At 72.3% G+C, this 16,689-nt stretch carries 17 protein-coding genes; 5 read left to right on the top strand and 12 right to left on the bottom strand.

What is annotated here, in order from left to right; genetic code table 11:
* Positions 1–13: 13 nt before the first annotated feature.
* The 7 genes from ABZ321_RS13935 to ABZ321_RS13905 all read right to left on the bottom strand — a co-directional run bounded on the left by ABZ321_RS13935 (position 14) and on the right by ABZ321_RS13905 (position 6,481).
* Complete coding sequence (locus tag ABZ321_RS13935; protein ID WP_344502066.1) at positions 14–847, bottom strand: ABC transporter permease subunit; 834 nt, start codon at positions 845–847, stop codon at positions 14–16.
* Positions 844–1,647, bottom strand: coding sequence for an ABC transporter ATP-binding protein (locus tag ABZ321_RS13930; protein ID WP_344502065.1), 804 nt, complete (start codon positions 1,645–1,647; stop codon positions 844–846). The genes ABZ321_RS13935 and ABZ321_RS13930 overlap by 4 nt, the downstream gene beginning before the upstream one ends.
* On the bottom strand, positions 1,647–2,717 hold the full coding sequence (locus tag ABZ321_RS13925) for an ABC transporter substrate-binding protein (RefSeq protein WP_354891136.1): 1,071 nt from the start codon (positions 2,715–2,717) through the stop codon (positions 1,647–1,649). Before ABZ321_RS13925 ends, ABZ321_RS13930 begins: the two co-directional genes overlap by 1 nt.
* Positions 2,718–2,911: 194 nt before the next feature.
* Positions 2,912–3,673 (bottom strand): enoyl-CoA hydratase/isomerase family protein, encoded by a 762-nt coding sequence (locus tag ABZ321_RS13920; RefSeq protein ID WP_344502063.1) that lies wholly within the window; start codon positions 3,671–3,673, stop codon positions 2,912–2,914.
* Positions 3,674–3,694: 21 nt separating this feature from the next.
* Entirely contained in the window at positions 3,695–4,516 is an 822-nt protein-coding gene (locus ABZ321_RS13915; RefSeq protein WP_344502062.1) for a crotonase/enoyl-CoA hydratase family protein, read from the bottom strand.
* A gap of 1 nt (position 4,517) precedes the next feature.
* Positions 4,518–5,282, bottom strand: a complete 765-nt coding sequence (locus ABZ321_RS13910) for an SDR family NAD(P)-dependent oxidoreductase (protein ID WP_344502061.1) — start codon at positions 5,280–5,282, stop codon at positions 4,518–4,520.
* Positions 5,279–6,481 (bottom strand): thiolase family protein, encoded by a 1,203-nt coding sequence (locus ABZ321_RS13905; RefSeq protein WP_354891135.1) that lies wholly within the window; start codon positions 6,479–6,481, stop codon positions 5,279–5,281. The genes ABZ321_RS13910 and ABZ321_RS13905 overlap by 4 nt, the downstream gene beginning before the upstream one ends.
* A gap of 87 nt (positions 6,482–6,568) precedes the next feature.
* Between ABZ321_RS13905 and ABZ321_RS13900 the strand changes: the two genes are divergently transcribed.
* Together ABZ321_RS13900 and ABZ321_RS13895 are read left to right on the top strand one after the other, a co-directional pair.
* A complete protein-coding gene (locus ABZ321_RS13900) occupies positions 6,569–7,711 on the top strand; it encodes an acyl-CoA dehydrogenase family protein (RefSeq protein WP_344502059.1) in 1,143 nt (380 codons plus the stop codon).
* Positions 7,708–8,511: an amidohydrolase family protein gene (locus tag ABZ321_RS13895; RefSeq protein WP_344502058.1), complete on the top strand. Its 804-nt coding sequence runs from the start codon at positions 7,708–7,710 to the stop codon at positions 8,509–8,511. Before ABZ321_RS13900 ends, ABZ321_RS13895 begins: the two co-directional genes overlap by 4 nt.
* Here ABZ321_RS13895 and ABZ321_RS13890 read toward each other — a convergent pair.
* From ABZ321_RS13890 to ABZ321_RS13880, 3 genes are all read right to left on the bottom strand, one after another.
* Positions 8,497–9,231 carry an FCD domain-containing protein gene (locus tag ABZ321_RS13890; RefSeq protein ID WP_344502057.1) on the bottom strand — a complete coding sequence of 245 codons (735 nt, stop codon included), beginning with the start codon at positions 9,229–9,231 and terminating at the stop codon, positions 8,497–8,499. The genes ABZ321_RS13895 and ABZ321_RS13890 overlap by 15 nt on opposite strands.
* Before the next feature lie 179 nt (positions 9,232–9,410).
* Entirely contained in the window at positions 9,411–10,424 is a 1,014-nt protein-coding gene (locus ABZ321_RS13885) for an LLM class flavin-dependent oxidoreductase (protein ID WP_344502056.1), read from the bottom strand.
* A 115-nt stretch (positions 10,425–10,539) separates the two neighbouring features.
* Positions 10,540–10,818, bottom strand: coding sequence for a hypothetical protein (locus ABZ321_RS13880; protein ID WP_344502054.1), 279 nt, complete (start codon positions 10,816–10,818; stop codon positions 10,540–10,542).
* 154 nt (positions 10,819–10,972) lie between these two features.
* On the opposite strand from ABZ321_RS13880, the gene ABZ321_RS13875 reads away from it, so the two are divergent.
* Positions 10,973–12,838: a glycosyltransferase family 39 protein gene (locus ABZ321_RS13875; RefSeq protein WP_354891134.1), complete on the top strand. Its 1,866-nt coding sequence runs from the start codon at positions 10,973–10,975 to the stop codon at positions 12,836–12,838.
* Positions 12,839–12,842: 4 nt separating this feature from the next.
* On the opposite strand, the gene ABZ321_RS13870 is transcribed toward ABZ321_RS13875, so the two are convergent.
* A complete protein-coding gene (locus ABZ321_RS13870; RefSeq protein WP_354891133.1) occupies positions 12,843–13,541 on the bottom strand; it encodes a hypothetical protein in 699 nt (232 codons plus the stop codon).
* 161 nt (positions 13,542–13,702) lie between these two features.
* Positions 13,703–14,296 carry a TetR/AcrR family transcriptional regulator gene (locus ABZ321_RS13865; protein WP_354891132.1) on the bottom strand — a complete coding sequence of 198 codons (594 nt, stop codon included), beginning with the start codon at positions 14,294–14,296 and terminating at the stop codon, positions 13,703–13,705.
* 105 nt (positions 14,297–14,401) lie between these two features.
* Between ABZ321_RS13865 and ABZ321_RS13860 the strand changes: the two genes are divergently transcribed.
* Complete coding sequence (locus ABZ321_RS13860; protein ID WP_354891131.1) at positions 14,402–15,589, top strand: acyl-CoA dehydrogenase family protein; 1,188 nt, start codon at positions 14,402–14,404, stop codon at positions 15,587–15,589.
* Complete coding sequence (locus ABZ321_RS13855) at positions 15,582–16,625, top strand: phosphotransferase family protein (RefSeq protein WP_354891130.1); 1,044 nt, start codon at positions 15,582–15,584, stop codon at positions 16,623–16,625. Before ABZ321_RS13860 ends, ABZ321_RS13855 begins: the two co-directional genes overlap by 8 nt.
* The last annotated feature ends 64 nt before the right edge of the window (positions 16,626–16,689 follow it).

Here is a 16,689-nt window from a genome sequence, read left to right as displayed (position 1 = left end):
TTCTCGCCTCGTGTCACATGGCGCTGTTGTTGTTCTTCCACTCCAGCGGCTTCTTCGTCACCCAGCTCATCAGCCGGTCGATGAGGAACCCGGCGATGAGCAGTGTGGCCAGCGCCGCGAAGGTGCCGGCGCTGTTGAACATGCCCGCGTTGCGCGCGACGAGGTAGCCCAGGCCGCTGTCGCCGGCGAGCATCTCGGCCACCACGACACCCACGACGGCCTGCGGCACGGCGAGCTTGAGCGCCGCGACGACCCAGATGAGGGCCGAGGGGAGCCGGACCCGCAGCATGACGTCGATCTCCGAGCCGCCCATGATGCGCACGGAGTTGACCAGCGACGGCCGCACCTCGCGGATGCCGAAGAAGGTGTTGAAGAAGACCAGGAAGAAGACGATCACGGCCGCGGTGAGGACGCCGAGCCCGCTGCCGATGCCCACCCACATGATGAACAGCGGGATGAGCGCGTGCTTCGGCATCGTGTAGAGGGCGGTGATCATCGGCTCGAAGATCTCGGCGAGCGTCTTGGCCTGGCCGAGCACGACACCCACCAGGATGCCGAGCAGGCCGCCGCACAGCAGGCCGAGCCCGGCGCTGCGGAAGGTCGCCGCCGCGTTGGTCAGCAGGGTGCCGTCGGTCACCCAGCCCCACAGCGTCGGCAGGAACTCGGAGGGCCGGCTGATGAGCAGCTCCTGCACGACGCGGCCGGACGCCAGCTCCCACGCGACGAGCACGACGGCGATGACGAGCGCCTGGATGCCGAGCACCATCAGGCGGTGCCGGCGGGCCGAGCGGCGCTGCGTCGCCTTGCGTTTCTGGGCCGGGCGGTTCCCGACGAGCGTGTCGGTCATGACCCGTTGCCTCCTCCGTCAGCGGTGGCCTTCGACCTGGCGTCGAGCAGACCACGGTTGAGCTCCTGCTCGACCCGGGCGAACTCGTCGGTGAACCGCAGCGCGTCGAGGTCTCGCTCGACCCCGAACGGCAGCCGGTACTCCGCCACGATCCCGCCCGGAGGGCCGCCGCCGACGATCAGCACCCGGTCGGAGATCTTCGCCGCCTCGGTGATGTCGTGCGTGACGAACATGACCGTCTGACCGGCGCGCTTGACGGTCTCGCGCAGCTCGATGTGCATCTGGTGACGCATCTGCGCGTCGAGCGCCGCGAACGGCTCGTCCATGAGCAGCAACTTGGGCTCGTAGATCATGCTGCGGGCCAGCAGCGCGCGCCGGCGCATGCCGCCGCTGAGCTGTCCGGGCAGGAGGTTCGCGGCATGGCCGAGGTCGAGGATCTCCAGGTACCGGCCGACCCGGCGGGCGATCTCGGCCTTGGGCACCTTGCGCATCCGCAGCGGCAGGCCGATGTTCGCCTGCACCGTCTGCCACGGCAGCAGGGTGTCGTCCTGGGTCATGTAGCCGACGTTGCGGTTCACCCCGTTGATCGGCTCCCCCGCGAACCGGACGTGGCCGGCCCGCGGCCGGAGCAGCCCGGCCGCGAGGTTGAGGATCGTCGTCTTGCCGCAGCCGCTCGGCCCGAGCAGCGTGAGGAACTCACCGCGCTCGATGGTGAGGTCGACTCCGTGGAGGATGTCGTCGCGCTCACCGAACCCGATGGCGAGGTCCTGCACCTCGAAGATCGTGCCCTGCCCCGTCATCAGTTCCCCCGGGCGACGGGCGCCACGAGCTTGTCGTACTTGAGTGCGGCGTAGTCGTTCTCCGACGTCGCGTCGAAGAGCGTGACGAGCGTCTTCCAGTTGACCTCGGTGAAGTTGCTGCCCGCCGGGTAGGCGCTCTTGCACTGCGCCCACATGTTGTCGAAGACCGCCTTGTCCATCTCCTTGAAGACGTTGCTCTTCAACAGCTCCGCGGCCTTGTCCGGCTGGTCGACGGTCATCTTCTGGCCGTCGTTGAGGGCGTCGTGCAAGGCCTTGACGGTGTCGGGGTTCTTCTCGATGTACGACCGCGACGCGTAGGTCACGATGCCCTGGTAGTCCTTCAGCGACGTGACGTCGCCCTTGGGCAGCGACACCCAGGTGACGGCCTTGCCCTGGGCCACGGCCACCTCGCCGCTCCCGACCGCGGCGAAGCTGGCGTCGAACGTGCCCTGGATGAGACCGGCGGGGATGGCGCCGAGGTCGTTGAGCGGCACGAAGCGGACGTCGGTGTCGGGCTTGAGGCCGACACCCTCGAGGATCGTGCGCAGCACGATGTTGCCGGTCGAGCCGCTGGGGCTCACCGCGATCCGCAGGCCCTTGAGCGCCTTGAGCCGGTTCTCGATCGGCGCGTCGGGGGCGACGCCGGTCTTCTGGGCCGCCTCGTTGCGCATCGTCAGGCTGAACAGCAGCGGCGCCATGCCGGCGATGATCTGCACGTCCGCGCCCTTGGCGATCGCGTCGATCACGGTGTTGGTGCCGCCCACCGCGACGTCGACGTCGCCGGCGAGCAGCGCCGCCACCTGGTTCGTGCTGCCGGCGCCGGCGATGTTCTGCCGGCGCAGGGAGATGCCGTGCGCGTCGCCGAGCTTGCCGTCGATGGCGAGGTTCATCGTCGCGTTGTTGATGCTGGAGGTGATCCCCACGCGGACCGTGGTCGGACCGCCGGTGCCGTCCGACTTCGAGGACTGGGGGTCGGAACCGCAGGCACTGAGCGACAACGCTACGGCGAGGGCCGTGGCGACGGCGGCGCCGGTGCGGCCGGCGAGCCGGGGGAGGCGAACGCCGAGCATTCGACGCTCCTTTCATCAAGACCAAGGGATTATGGTTACCATAATCATGAATTGGGGTGTGGTCAACATTACAAGGGATTCGAACGGCTCAACCTGGTAACCGTTCGGACATCTCAGGGAGACACCCGCGACGCCGCAGGGGTGTGCGTCGCGCCGGGGGCCCCCGGCGTACCGGCAGGCGCGGGTGAGCCCGGTCAGTCGCCGCGGAAGTTCGGCCGGCGCTTCTCCAGGAAGGCCCGGGCGCCCTCCACCATGTCCGGGCTGCCGATGGCCTGGATGAGCATCCCGACGCCGGCGGCCATGTTGTCCTTCGACGCGTTCCACCAGAGGTTGGAACTGATCTTCGTGATCTCCAAGTAGCGCGGGCTGAGCCGGTGGATCTCGGCGAGCATCGCCTCCACCGCCGGCTCCAGCTCGCCGTCGGGCACGACCTCGTTGACGAGGCCGAGCGCGAGGGCCTGCTCGGCCGGGTAGCGGCGGCACAGCATCGCCATCTCCTTGGCCCGCTTCTCGCCGATCTGGACCCCGAGGACGTTCGTCGCCCCGAGCACCGGGGCCGAGCCCACCTTCGGGCCGGTCTGCCCGAACGTCGAGCGCCGCGTGGCGATCGCGAGATCGCACGCGATGACCAGCTCGTTGCCGCCACCGGCCGCCGCACCGTCGACGGCCGCGATGACCGGCCGGGGGCAGTTGCGGATCGCGTCGACGAGCCGGAAGGACGCCGTGAACAGCTCACGCAGGGCGTCCGGGTCGGGATCGCCCAGGTTGGCCAGCGCGCCGCCGGCGCAGAACGCGCCGCCGGACCCGGTCAGCACGACGGCGTCGAACCGGGCGGCGCCCTCGACGGCCGCGGTCATCGCCCGCGCCATGTCCAGGTCGTACGCGTTGCGGCGATCCGGACGGTTGATGGTCACCCACAGGGCGTGACCGCGCTCTTCGACCTCGATGTCAGCCATGTCGTCTCCTTCGGTGCCCGCTCACCGGCCGTGCCAGCGCGGGGGCCGCTTCTCCTTGAAGGCGCGCGCGCCTTCCTTCGCGTCCTCCGACGACCGCACCGGCTCGTAGATCTCCGCCTGCCGGGCGAACGCCTCCGAGGAGTGCCAGTCGCGGGACTCGACGATGATCCGTTTCGTCGCCCGGACCGCGAGCGGCCCGTTGGCGGCGACGCGACGCGCCAGCTCGAGCGCCGCGTCGAGCGCCCCTCCCGGCGGCGTGAGCCGGTTGACGAGCCCGACCTCGGCCGCTCTCTCCGCGGTGAACGTGTCGCCGGTGAGCGTCCACTCCATCGCCAGCTGCAGCGGTACCCGCGACGGCAGCCGGAGCAGGCCGCCGCCGCCCGCGAGCAGTCCCCGCTTCACCTCCGGCAGGCCGAACCGTGCGCCCTCGGCGGCGGTCACCAGGTCGCAGGCGAGCACGATCTCGAACCCGCCCGCGACGGCGAAGCCCTCCACCGCGGCGATGAGCGGCTTGCCGGGCGGGCGCTCGACGAGGCCGGCGAAGCCCCGGCCCGGGACCGACGGCCGCTCCCCCGCCAGGAACGCCTGCAGGTCCATGCCGGCGCAGAACGTCCCGCCGGCGCCGGTGATGACACCGGCGGTGATGCCCGGATCGGCGTCCAGCCGCTCCATGGCGGCGGCGATCCGGCGCGCGGTCGCGAGGTCGATGGCGTTACGGACCTGGGGCCGGTTGATGGTGACGACGAGGACGCCGTCGGACACCTCGACGAGCACCGGCGGCGGGCACCGGTCGTCCCCGGCCACGGCCGGGGCGGCGACCCGCTCCATGATGTGGTCGACCATCTCAGCGGGCCTGCATCCGGACGGCGCCGTCGAGGCGGATCGTCTCGCCGTTGAGGTACGCGTTGCCGATGATGTGCACAGCGAGGGCCGCGTACTCGTCGGCCTGCCCGAGCCGGGCCGGGTTGGGCACCGACCGGGCCAGCCCCTGCTTGATCTCGTCGGAGAAGCGGTCGAGGATCGGCGTGTCGAAGATGCCCGGCGCGATCGTGCAGACGCGGATGAGCTTCGTCGCGAGGTCGCGGGCCGCGACGAGGGTCATGCCGACCACGCCCGCCTTGGCCGAGGCGTACGGGATCTGGCCCACCTGCCCCTCCCACGCGGCGACGGACGCGGTGAGCACGCACACCCCGCGCTCGCCGTCGACCGGCTCGTTCGCCGCCATCCGGGCCGAGGCGAGGCGCAGCACGTTGAACGTGCCGACGAGGTTGAGGCGGACCAGCGTCTCGTAGAGCTCCAGCGACCCCGGCGATCCGTCGCGCTCGACGAGGCGCACGGTGCCGCCGCGGCCCGCGCAGTGCACCAGCGCCCGCAGCGGGGCGACCCGCTCGGCCGCGTCGAGGGCGGCCGCGACCTGGTCGGGCTCGGTGACGTCGGCGGGCACGAAGCACGCCCGGTCACCCAGCTCCGCGGCCCGCTCGGCGCCGGCCGACGTCGGCAGGTCGAGGATGACGGTGTGCGCCCCCGCGTCGACCAGCCGGCGGGCCGTCGCCAGGCCGAGGCCCGAGGCGCCTCCGGTGACGACGGCACTGTTTCCCTGAAGATTCATCGGGGCGACTCCTGAAGGATCTCGATGATGGTGGCGTTGGCCATGCCGCCGGCCTCGCACATCGTCTGCAGCCCGTACCGGCCGCCCGTCTGTTCGAGGTGGTTGATGAGGGTCGTCATGAGCCGGGCTCCGGACGCGCCGAGCGGGTGCCCGAGTGCGATGGCTCCGCCGCGCGGGTTCAGGCGCCCGGCGTCGACCGGGAACTCGGCCCGCCAGGCGAGCGGGACGCTCGCGAACGCCTCGTTGACCTCGATCGCGTCGATGTCGTCGATGCGCAGCCCGGCCCGGTCGAGCACCCTGCGGGTCGCCGGGAGCGGCCCGGTGAGCATGAGGGTGGGGTCGTCGCCGACCACGGCGGAGGCGACGATCCGTGCCCGCGGCCGCAGGCCCAGCGCCGACGCCCGTTCCTCGCTCATGACGAGCAGCGCGCTCACGCCGTCGGTGATCTGCGAGGAGTTGCCCGCGGTGACCTTCCAGTCGACCTCGGGGAACCGCCGGGTGTAGGGGTCGGTGGCGAAGGCCGGCGACAGGTTCGCCAGAGTTTGCACGGAGCTGCCCGGGCGGATCGTCTCGTCCGCGTCGACGACCCGCTCCCCCGCACCGTCCGGCACCCGGATCGGGACGATCTCGCGGTCGAAGGCGCCACCGGCGCGGGCCGCGGCGGCCCGCGCGTGCGACTCGGCCGCGTACGCGTCGAGCTGCTCGCGGGTGAGGCCCCACTTGGCGGCCACCAGCTCGGCGGCCACGCCCTGCGGCACGAGGCCGGGATAGCGTGCGCGGGTCCGCGGGCCGAACGGGTCGGCGTCCATGCGACCGGAGCCCATCGGCACCCGGCTCATCGACTCGACGCCGCCGGCGATCACGACGTCGTAGGCACCGGCCAGGACGCCCCACACCGCGAAGTCGACGGCCTGCTGGCCGGAGCCGCACTTGCGCTCGACCGTCACCGAGGGGACATGATCAGGGAAGCCGGCGGACAGCCACGCCTGCCGGCCCGGCGTCGCCGACTGCTCGCCGACCTGACCGACGCAGCCGACGATGACGTCCTCCACCAGCGCAGGATCGACACCGTTGCGCTCGAGGAGTGCGGCGAGCACCTGCCCGAGCAGATCGACGGGGTGGAGCCCGGCCAGGGAGCCGGACGCCTTGCCCTTCCCCATGGGAGAGCGCACCGCGTCGACGATGACGGCACCAGTCACGAGAACCTCCTGCGAGCCGCTTGACCGACGTTAACTATATAAACCAATATCACAGATACGGGTGCAGGACTACAGGACGGAGGCCCCGTGAGCGAGGCACTTTTTGAGCTGCCGGAGGCGTACAGAGCGCTGCAGGAGCAGGCCCAGGCGCTGGCCAGAGCGGTGCGGCCGTTCTCCGCCCGGGCCGACGAGGCCGACCACATCGACCCCGACATGCGCGCCCAGCTGGCGGCGAGCGGGCTCACCGATCTGGTCGTGCCGGCCGCGTACGGCGGGCGGCACGAGAAGGTGGACGCCCTCGCCGTGACCGTCGTGCGCGAGGCGCTGGCCGCGGAGAGCGCCCATCTCGACTCCCTCTTCGCGATGCAGGGCATCGGCAGCTACGGCCTGGGCGTCGGCGGCGCGGAGCGGGTCAAGGCGGAGTGGCTGCCGAAGGTCGCCACGCTGGGGGCCATCGCCGGGCTGGCGCTCACCGAGCCGCAGGTCGGCTCCGACCTGCGGAACCTGGCGACGACCGTGGAGACCGACGGCGACCACGTCGTCGTCACGGGGCACAAGTCGTTCATCACCAACGGCGGCGACGCCGACTTCTATCTCGTCCTCGGCCGCCAGGGCGACGGGTTCACGCTGGTCCTCGTGCCCGCCGGGGCGCCGGGCTTCTCGGCCAGCAACCCGCACCAGATCATCGCGCCGCACGTCCTCGGCGACCTGCACCTCGACGGCGTGCGCCTGCCGGCCGACCACGTCGTCGGCCCGCCGGGCAAGGGCTTCTCGCTGGTGCTCGCCACGCTGGCGACCTTCCGGGTCTCGGTCGCGGGCGCGGCCGTCGGGCTCGCGCAGGCGGCCCTCGACGAGGCGCTGCGCCACACCGCCGGCCGCGAGCAGTTCGGCGTGCCGGTGGCCCGCCTCGGCCCGGTGCCCTCGATGCTCGCGACCTCGTGGGTCGAGATCGAGATGGCGCGCAGCCTCGCCTACCGCGCCGCCGCGGCCGCGAGCCGCGACCCCCTCGCGGCGCTCAACCTGTCGTCGATGGCGAAGGTCGGGGCCACCGAGGCCGCGGGCCGGGTCGTCGACCGCGCCGTCCAGGTCATGGGGCGGTTCGGGCTGGTGCGCGGCGGCCTCATCGAACGGCTCTACCGGGGCGCGCGGCCGATGCGCATCTACGAGGGGTCGACCGAGGTCATCCTCGATTCGCTGGCGAAGCAACTGCTGAAGGGACTGCAGTCATGATCATCGACGCGCACTGTCACGTGTGGCCCGACCACATCGCCCCGCAGGTGCTCGCGCAACGACCGGCGGGGCTGGACCCGCGCCACGACGGCACGCTGGACGGCCTGCGGCGCACCATGGACGAGGCCGGCATCGACCTCGCGATGACGCTCGCGGTCGCCACCGTGGCCAAGAACGTCGCGCGGACGAACGAGTTCATCGGCGGCGTCGACCGGTCGCGGTTCATCCCGTTCGGCACGGTGCACCCGGACCTGCCGGTCGCCGCGAACATCGCGTCGCTGCGGGACAACGGCATCGGCGGGGTGAAGCTGCACCCGCTCTTCCAGGGGCTCTCGCTCGCCGACCCCGCGGTGCACGAGATCCTGCACGGGCTCGCCGCGGAGGGCATCGTCGTGATCACCCACGCGGGCGCCGGCGGCGACGCGCAGGCCAACGACCGGGGCGCCCCGCACCATCTGCGCACCATCATCGACACGGTGCCGGGCCTCAAGCTGATCGCGTGCCACTTCGGCGGATACCACCGGCTCGACGAGGCCGAGCAGGCCGTGCTCGGCACCGACGTGCACCTGGAGACCTCGTGGCCGCCCACCCTGCGCGGGCTGGACGCCGACCGGGTGCGCGAGATCATCGCGCGGCACGGCGCGTCCCGGATCATCTACGGCAGTGACTGGCCGATGAGCGATCCGGCGACGGAGATCGCGGCGGTGCGCGCGCTCGGGCTCCCGCCCGCGGACGAGGAGGCGATCCTCGGTGGCAACCTGGCCCGCCTCCTCGGGATCGCGCCGCTAGCGCACGACTGACCAGGTGATCGAGGCGTCCATGGTGGAGGCGAACTTCTTCTCCAGGTAGCGCGTCATCTCCGCGATGTGCTCGCGCATGGACTCCTCGGCCACGTCACCGTCGCTGGCGGCGATGGCGTCGTAGATGGACCGGTGCCGCTTGAGCACCGTCCCCCGGCGGTGCTCGGGGTAGTCGACCCCGAGCACCGTGCCGTCGAGGATGTCGAGCAGCGCGTCGACCAGGAAGCCGAACACGGTGTTTCCCGACGCCCAGGCAATGACGTCGTGGAAGCTCTTGTTCGTCTCCAGGAAAACGCCCTGGTCGGCGATGTGCTCGCCCATTTTCTGCACCGATTCTTCGAGCTGGCGCAGCCGCTCGGCGTCGATGCGCTGCGAGGCGAGCCGGGCCATGAGCGGCTCGAGGGCGGCACGGGTCTCCAGAATGGACCGGAATGGCGCCTGCTCGAACTGCAGCAACAGAATCAGGGACGTCGCCAGATGAGAGGCGTCGGGCTTCTCTACGATCGGACCGCCGCCCGGCCCCGGCTTGAGGGAGATGACGCCCTGCAACTCGAGAAACCGCAGCGACTCCCGGAGGGTGCCGCGGCCGACCTGATACTCCTCGAGCATGACCCGCTCGGGCGAGAGCCTGTCGCCGACCTGCTTGTTCTGCCTGCTGATCTCGTTGACGATGCGCTGCGCCACGAGCATGGCGGTCTTCTGCGGACGGTCACGGTTCACTGCCGCACCCCCCTTCTGCGTCGGCCTCCCCTGAGGCTCATTGCTTCCTATGATATTCAGCAAAAGGGCGCGTTCGCTACCCGCCCCCACCAGCCCGGCGTCCGCATTTCCCCCCGATGTCGAGAATGTGCGAGGAATGTGACCATCCCTATCGCGCTGCGTGACCGCCGTCAATACGATCAGCGCCGACCCAGCGCGGGCAGCACTTCGTCGGCGAACAGTTTGAGGGTGGCGAGCATGTCCTCGTGGGGCAGGTCGTACCACTGCGCCCGGAGGATGACCGTCGTCACGCCGGCCTCCTCGAGCTCGCGCAGCCTGGCGACGCACGTCGCGGGGTCGGTGAAGAGGTACGCCTCGTCGGCCACCTCCGCGGCGGCCGCCTCGCTCTGCAGGTGACGATACTGGGCCGTCGCATCCGGGGCGTTGTACTTCGCGTACTGCTGGGTCACGCCGAGCCGGGCGCGGAGGCCGCGCTCGCGGGCCCGCTCCCGGTCCGGGTCGAGCACGAGCTCGCGGCGGACGACCACCTCACCGTTGAGCGGCCGGCCGAGCCGCGCGCGCTCCGCCCGCTCCACCTGGACGAGCTCGGCGAGCTTCGCCACCGACGCGTGCGGCGGCACGATCCAGGCGTCGCCGAGCTGAGCGGCCCGCCTGGCGCCCGCCTTGTGCATTCCGGCGCCGACCCAGATCGGCGGCCCGCCCTGCTGCACCGGGGGAAGGCTGATCCGCGCGTCGTCGAGCGAGTAGTGCTTGCCCGCGTAGGTCACCGGCTCACCGGACCAGAGCCCGCGGATGATCTCGACACTCTCGGTGTAGCGCGAGACGCGTTCGTCGAGCGGGATGCCGAACGCGGCGAACTCGTTCTCCCGGTAGCCCATGCCGAAGCCGGCGATCGCCCGTCCGCCGCTCAGGTGGTCGAGCGTCGCGAACGTCTCGGCGACCTGGACGGGGTGGTGCAGCGGCAGGATGAACATGTTGGTCCCGATCCCCATCCCCTCCGCCTGCTGCGCGAGCGCCGCCAGGGTGGGAATGGGCTGGAGGGTGGGCATGCTGCCGAGGTAGTGGTGCAGCAGCCAGATGCTGTCGATCCCGCACTCCCGCGCCACGGAGACCTGCTCCCGGAGCTCGCCGACCCGCTCGGCGGCAATGGTCCCCTGCGGGAAGTCATTCATGATCGCTAATCCGAACTTCACGGCCCGTAACCCCTTCGACGCCCAACGCTGCTGCACGATATAACGATTATAAGGATATAGTCGCCAGCAAGCGAGAGCGCACAGGGGCGTTCGCCAGTCGTCTCCGGGTGGGCGGTCACGGACCGAACGGGGCGGGCGGCGGATGGCGGTCCGCCTCCCGCGCGGCGAGCGTGGCCATGTCCCGCCGGTACTGCTCGGCCGACAGGTAGCCGGCGAGCAGCCACTCGGTCAGCACGGCCTCGGCCCGCTCGGCCCGCGGCGACGCCGGCGAGAACCCGAGCGACTCCCGGCTCCGGCGCCTGGCGATCCACGCACTACCGGACGACAGGATCGCCACAAAGATCAGGACGATCAAGAAGACGGCGAACTCCACCGCGACCACCCCCGCCGACATCCGGGGTCCACATTCAATCCTCGCTCGGCCGGTTTCCGGCGGCAACCGGTCCACGGGCAGCTCCGGGCGCGCCCCAAAGGCGCGCCGACGCGGATGGCGCAACTCTTCACATATTCAGCTTCATCAATCATCGGGTTCTCTCTACGATCCGCGCATGTCTGAGCATTTAGCGTCACCTGTCGATGAGCTTGATCAGCCGGGCGGCGAGCTCCCCCGGGCGTCCCCGCCCCGGCCCACGTGGGTCCGGCCGGCGCTGGCGGCGATCGTCGTGTGCGCCGCCGTCGTCTACGCCTGGGGGATCGGCGGCATGCAGCTGCACCTGTACTACGGACCTGGCGTCCGCACGATGGCCGGCAGCTGGCAGGCGTGGCTGTACGGCGCCTACGACCCGCAGCTGACCATGACCTTCGACAAGGCGCCCGGCACGTTCTGGCTGCAGGCGCTGTCCGCCCGCATGTTCGGCTACGTCCCCTGGGCCGTCCTGCTGCCCTCGCTGCTGGCGAGCCTGGCCTCGATCGTGCTGATGTACCGGGTGGTGCGCGAGTGGGCCGGACCGGAGGGCGGTGTGGCGGCGGCCGGGTTCTTCGCGGCGACGCCGATGGTCGCCGCGCTCGCCCGCACCCAGATCCCCGACCCGGTCCTCGTGGCCCTGCTGCTGGCCGCGACCCTCCTCTGGCAGCGGGCCGTCGCCACCGACCGGCTCAGGCCGCTGCTGTGGACCGGCGTGCTGGTGGGCCTCGCGTTCCAGGTGAAGATGGCCCAGGCGTGGCTGATCTGGGTGCCGTTCGGCCTCGGCTACCTGCTCGCCGCGGCCGCCCCGTGGCGCCGCCGGCTGACCCGGCTGGCCCTGGCCGGCCTGCTGACCGTCGCGGTGTCCCTCGTCTGGGTCGGCGTCATGGCGGCACTGCCGGCGTCGCACCGGCCGTGGATCGACGGGTCGGTCGACAACTCGATCTGGTCGATGGTGTTCGGGTACAACGGGTTCAACCGCTTCGGCGTCGACAACGCCGGCGCCGACGTCCTCGGCATCGGTGGGCCGCCGGGGAAGAGCGAGGGCCCGGCGCGGCAGTACCTGATCCGCAACGGCGTAGCGCCGCAGATCGGCTGGCTGTACGTGTTCGCCCTGGCAGGCCTGGTGGTGGCGGTCGTCACCCTGGTCCGGGACCGGAGGAACGCGGCCCCCTCGGTGCTGTGGCTCGCCTGGCTGGCGGTGCACCTGCTGACCTTCGCCGGCAGCGTCAAGGCCCACTCCTTCTACAACGTCGCCCTCGCACCCGCCCTGTCCGCGCTCGCCGCGGCCGGGCTGGTCGCCCTGTGGCGGGCCTACCGGACCTCCGGCTGGCACCGCTGGCTCCTGCCCGCCGCCGTCGCCGCCAGCGGCTGGTGGGCCTGGCACCTCGCCGGGCAGTTCCCGGCCTTCGCCACCTGGCTCCCGGCGGCGGCCGCCGCCACGGCCGCCGTCGCCGTCCTCGCGCTCGCCGCCGCGACGCTGACGCCCAGGCTCCAGTCCACGGCGCTCGCGATCGCCGTCGCCGCGGTGCTGCTGGCGCCGGTCACCTGGACGCTGTCGGTCACCGACAACCTCACCGTGTCCGACGCGCACCGCCCCGCCGCCGGACCGCCGTCGCGGGAGACCGCCACCATCCTCAGCGGCCGCCTGCTACGGATGCTGCCGGCCGCGGACGTCGACCGCATCACCGCCCACGTCCGCGCCAACCGCGGCGGTGAACGCTACGACCTCGCCGTGCAGTGGGCGCCGCAGGCCGGCCAGTTCATCACCCGCGGCCTCGACCCACTCCCGATCGGCGGGTTCACGGCCCAGATCCCGAACGTCGGCGTGCAGCGGCTCGACGAACTCGTCGCGGCCGGGGAACTGCGGTTCGCCCTCGTCGACGGCCCGCAGCTGAAAGGCAAACCGACCCGCGACTACCCGGACTACGCCGCCTGGGCGCCGATCGCCTGCCGACCCGTCGACGGGTTCAGCACCGGGCTCTACACCCTGTACGACTGCGCGCGGTAGCCGGTCACTCGCCTTCCTTCGAGCCGTCCGAGGTCATCGCCTCCTGACCGGGAGCCGACGGCAGGAAGGCGTGCTGGTGCCCCCGGCCGATGTCGACGTTGAGCTGGTCGAGTTGCGTGGCGCCGACCGACCAGCCGGCGACCGCCAGGTCACGCTGGCGGCTGGCGAGGCTCAGCAGCGCCGCCCGGTCCGCCTCGGGGGCCTTGATCGCGACGGCGTACGTGTCCACCGCGAGGTCGAGCTGCCGGGCGCCGCCGGCGAGGCTGCCCCGGGCGATGTTGACCGCCGTCCCGGCCGACGGCGGGTCCTTGAACTCCTCGACACCCTTGCGCGTGACCGCCTTCCACCCGTCGACCTTGCCCTGCTCGACCAGCGGTCCCGGCGCACCCTTGGGCGGAAGCGCCGTGGCCAGCTGCTCGACGGCCGGACCGAGCAGCTCCAGGATCCGGCGCGCCTGGTCGGTGAGCGCCACGACCTGGTCGGCGTCGCGCTTGACCTCCGCGACCTGCAGCTCGTCGATGCGCCGCTGCGTGTCGCTGCGCGGGTCGGCGACGGCGCCGCCGACGAGACCCCCGATCAGCCCGCCGACGACGAGCGCGACGGCCGCCGCGATCACGACGGGCCGCCACCGGAGACCACCGCCGCCGGTGGCACGGGCGCGGGCAGGCAACGGACGGGCGCGACTCGGCGAACGGGGTGGCATCACAGCTCCTGGGGGCGCGTTCGGCTGCCGCCGGGACGGAAGGCTCGCCGAAGACCGACCACCCGGGCGTGGTGACGCCCGATGCTATCGGCACACCCGACCGGCCGGAAAGTCCGGAATCGGGGGCATCTGAGGGTGTCGCGGGGAGGGCACGCCGGAGGTCACCGTTCCGGCGGGGCCGGTGAGAGCATCCGGATGGCCTGGTCGGCGTACGTGTAGGCGACCTGCTCCACGCTGTGCGGGCCGTCCGGGCGGAACCAGGCCGCCACGCCGATGCCCATGTCGAGGATGGAGTACGACGCCAGGCGCGGGTGCTCGACGGCGAAGACGCCCGCGTCACGGCCCTCCTCGATCACGCCGCGCAGGGTGCGCTCGTAGGTCGCCCGCATGGCCAGGATCCGGTCGCGGGCGGGCTGCTCCAGGTTGCCGATCTCGCGGTTGCCGACGAAGGCCTGGTCGCGGTGGCCGGCGTGGTAGCGGACGTGGGCCTCGACCATCCGGCGCAGCCGCAGGACCGGTCCGCCGCCGGCGCCGGCGGCGGCGCGCTGCGCGTCCAGCAGCGCCTCCATGGTCTCGACCATGACGGCGACCAGCAGGTCCTGTTTGGACCTGACGTGCCGGTAGAGGCTCGGCCCGCGGACGCCGACCGCGGCGCCGACGTCGGCCATGGTGGTGGCGCGGTAGCCGCGGTCGGCGAAGAGGCGCAGCGCGGCACGGCGGATCTCCGCCGCCTCCAGGCCTGGCTCGCTAATCATCGTTAGCCTACTCGTCACTATTGCTTGACTTTGCTCGTAGCAACAAACCTAAACTGCGCTAATGATGGTTAGCAAGCGGACGGCGGGCCGGAGACGGGAGGGGTCATGAGCTTCGACTTCTCGCTGAGCGAGCGGACCACCGAGTGGCGGGACCGGATCGCCGCGTTCGTCCGCGACGAGGTGATCCCCCGCGAGCAGGACGCGTTCGCCAATGGGGTCACCGACGCGCTGCGCGCCGAGCTGCAGCGGGCCGCGCGCGCGGCCGGCGTGTGGGCGCCGCAGGTGAGCGCCGGGCTGGGCGGCGGCGGGTTCCGCTTCGACGAGGCCGCGGTGCTGCTCGAGGAGGCCGGCACCAGCCTGCTCGGCCCGCTGGCGCTGAACTGCGCGGCACCCGACGAGGGCAACATCCACCTGCTCGACGCGGTGGCCACCGGCGAGCAGCGGGACGCGTACCTGCGGCCGCTGGCCGCCGGCGACGTCCGGTCCTGCTTCGCGATGACCGAGCCGCCGCCGGGCGCGGGCTCGGACCCGGCCGCGCTGCGCACCAGCGCCACCCGCGCGCCCGGCGGCTGGCGCATCAACGGCCACAAGCACCTGATCACCGGCGCGGACGGCGCGGCCTTCGCGATCGTCATGGCCCGGCACGACGACCGCGACGGCGCGAGCATGTTCCTCGTCGACGCGGACAACCCCGGCATGACGGTGGGCGCCCACGCGCGGACCCTGGACGCCACCATGCCCGGCGGCCACTGCCAGGTGGCGTTCGACGGCGCGTTCGTCCCGGACGCGGCGGTGCTCGGCGAGCCGGGGCAGGGTTTCCGGTACGCGCAGGTCCGGCTCGCCCCGGCCCGGCTGACCCACTGCATGCGCTGGCTCGGCGCCGCCCGACGGGCGCACGGGATCGCCCTGGACCGGGCGCTCGGCCGGGAGCTCTTCGGCGCCCCGCTGGCGAGTCACGGGATGGCACAGCAGCTGATCGCCGACAACGAGATCGACCTCGCCGCGGCGCGGGCCCTGCTGTGGCACGCCTGCTGGCAGATCGCCGAGGGTGCCCGCGGCACCGAGGAGTCGTCGCGGGCCAAGGTCTTCATCAGCGAGGCGGCCTGCCGGGTGGTCGACCGCGCGGTGCAGCTGGCCGGTGGGATGGGCACGTCGGACGAGCTCGTCATCGGCCGCATCTACGCCGACATCCGCGCGTTCCGCATCTACGACGGCGCCTCCGAGGTCCACCGGATGTCCATCGCCCGCCGGGTCGTGCGGCGCGCCGAGGGCCGGAGGACCACCGATGCCTGAGCTTCCGGGGCTGCCGTCCGGCCGGATCGGGCCGTGGCTGCGCGAGCACCTGCCGGAGCGCTTCCCCGGCGGCTGGGACGCCGAGCTCATCTCCGGCGGGCTGTCCAACATCACGTACCGGATCGTGCCCGCCGGCGGTGAGGCGGTGATCCTGCGCCGGCCGCCGCTGGGTGAGGTGCTGCCGAGCGCGCACGACATGCGCCGCGAGCACCGCGTCCTCACCGCGCTGGGCGGCACGGCCGTGCCGGTGCCGGAGACGCTGGTGCTGTGCACCGGCGAGGAGGTCCTCGGCTGCCCGTTCTACGTCATGACCGAGGCGCGGGGGCGGGTGCTGCGCACCGCCGCGGACACCGCGGAGCTGTCCCCCACGGTGCGGTCCGAGCTGGCCGACCGGCTGATCACCACGCTCGCCGACCTGCACGCGATCGAACCGGCGGCGGTGGGGCTGGCCGACTACGGGCGGCCGGACGGCTACGCGGCACGCCAGCTGCGGCGCTGGGGCGGGCAGTGGGAGCGGTCGCGGACCCGGGACCTGCCGGACATGGACCGCCTGCTGGCCCGGCTCGCCGAGCGGCTGCCGGCGCAGGCCGGGTCGGCGCTGGTGCACGGCGACTACCGGCTCGACAACACGGTCGTCGACCTGACCGGGCCGGCGCGGATCACGGCCGTGCTGGACTGGGAGCTGTGCACCCTGGGTGACCCGCTCGCCGACCTCGGCGTGGCGCTGTCCTACTGGCACGACCCCGGCGACGACGAGCGCGGCCTGATCCCGGTGGCGGCCGGCGTGACCGCGCACGAGGGCTTCCCGCGGACCCACGAGCTGGCCGAGCGGTATGCCCTGCGGACCGGCCGCGACCTGACGACCCTGCCGTTCCATCTGGCGCTCGCCGCGATGAAGCTCGCGGTGATCCTGGAGGGCGTGCACGCGCGCTTCCTCGGCGGGAAGACGGTCACCGCCGGCTACGACAACGTCGGCGCCGCGGTGCCGGTGCTCGTGGCCCGCGGCCTGCGCCGGCTGGACGGGTCAGACGCCTGAGCCGTGCCGCGGACGAGCTCATCGAGCTGCTGATCGGCCGTCACCACAGCCGCCTCGGCGCCGG

Origin of the sequence: Dactylosporangium sp. NPDC006015 (genome assembly GCF_040614215.1) — a bacterium.
Lineage (GTDB): Bacteria > Actinomycetota > Actinomycetes > Mycobacteriales > Micromonosporaceae > Dactylosporangium > Dactylosporangium maewongense.
This window is presented reverse-complemented; position numbering and strand designations above follow the sequence as displayed.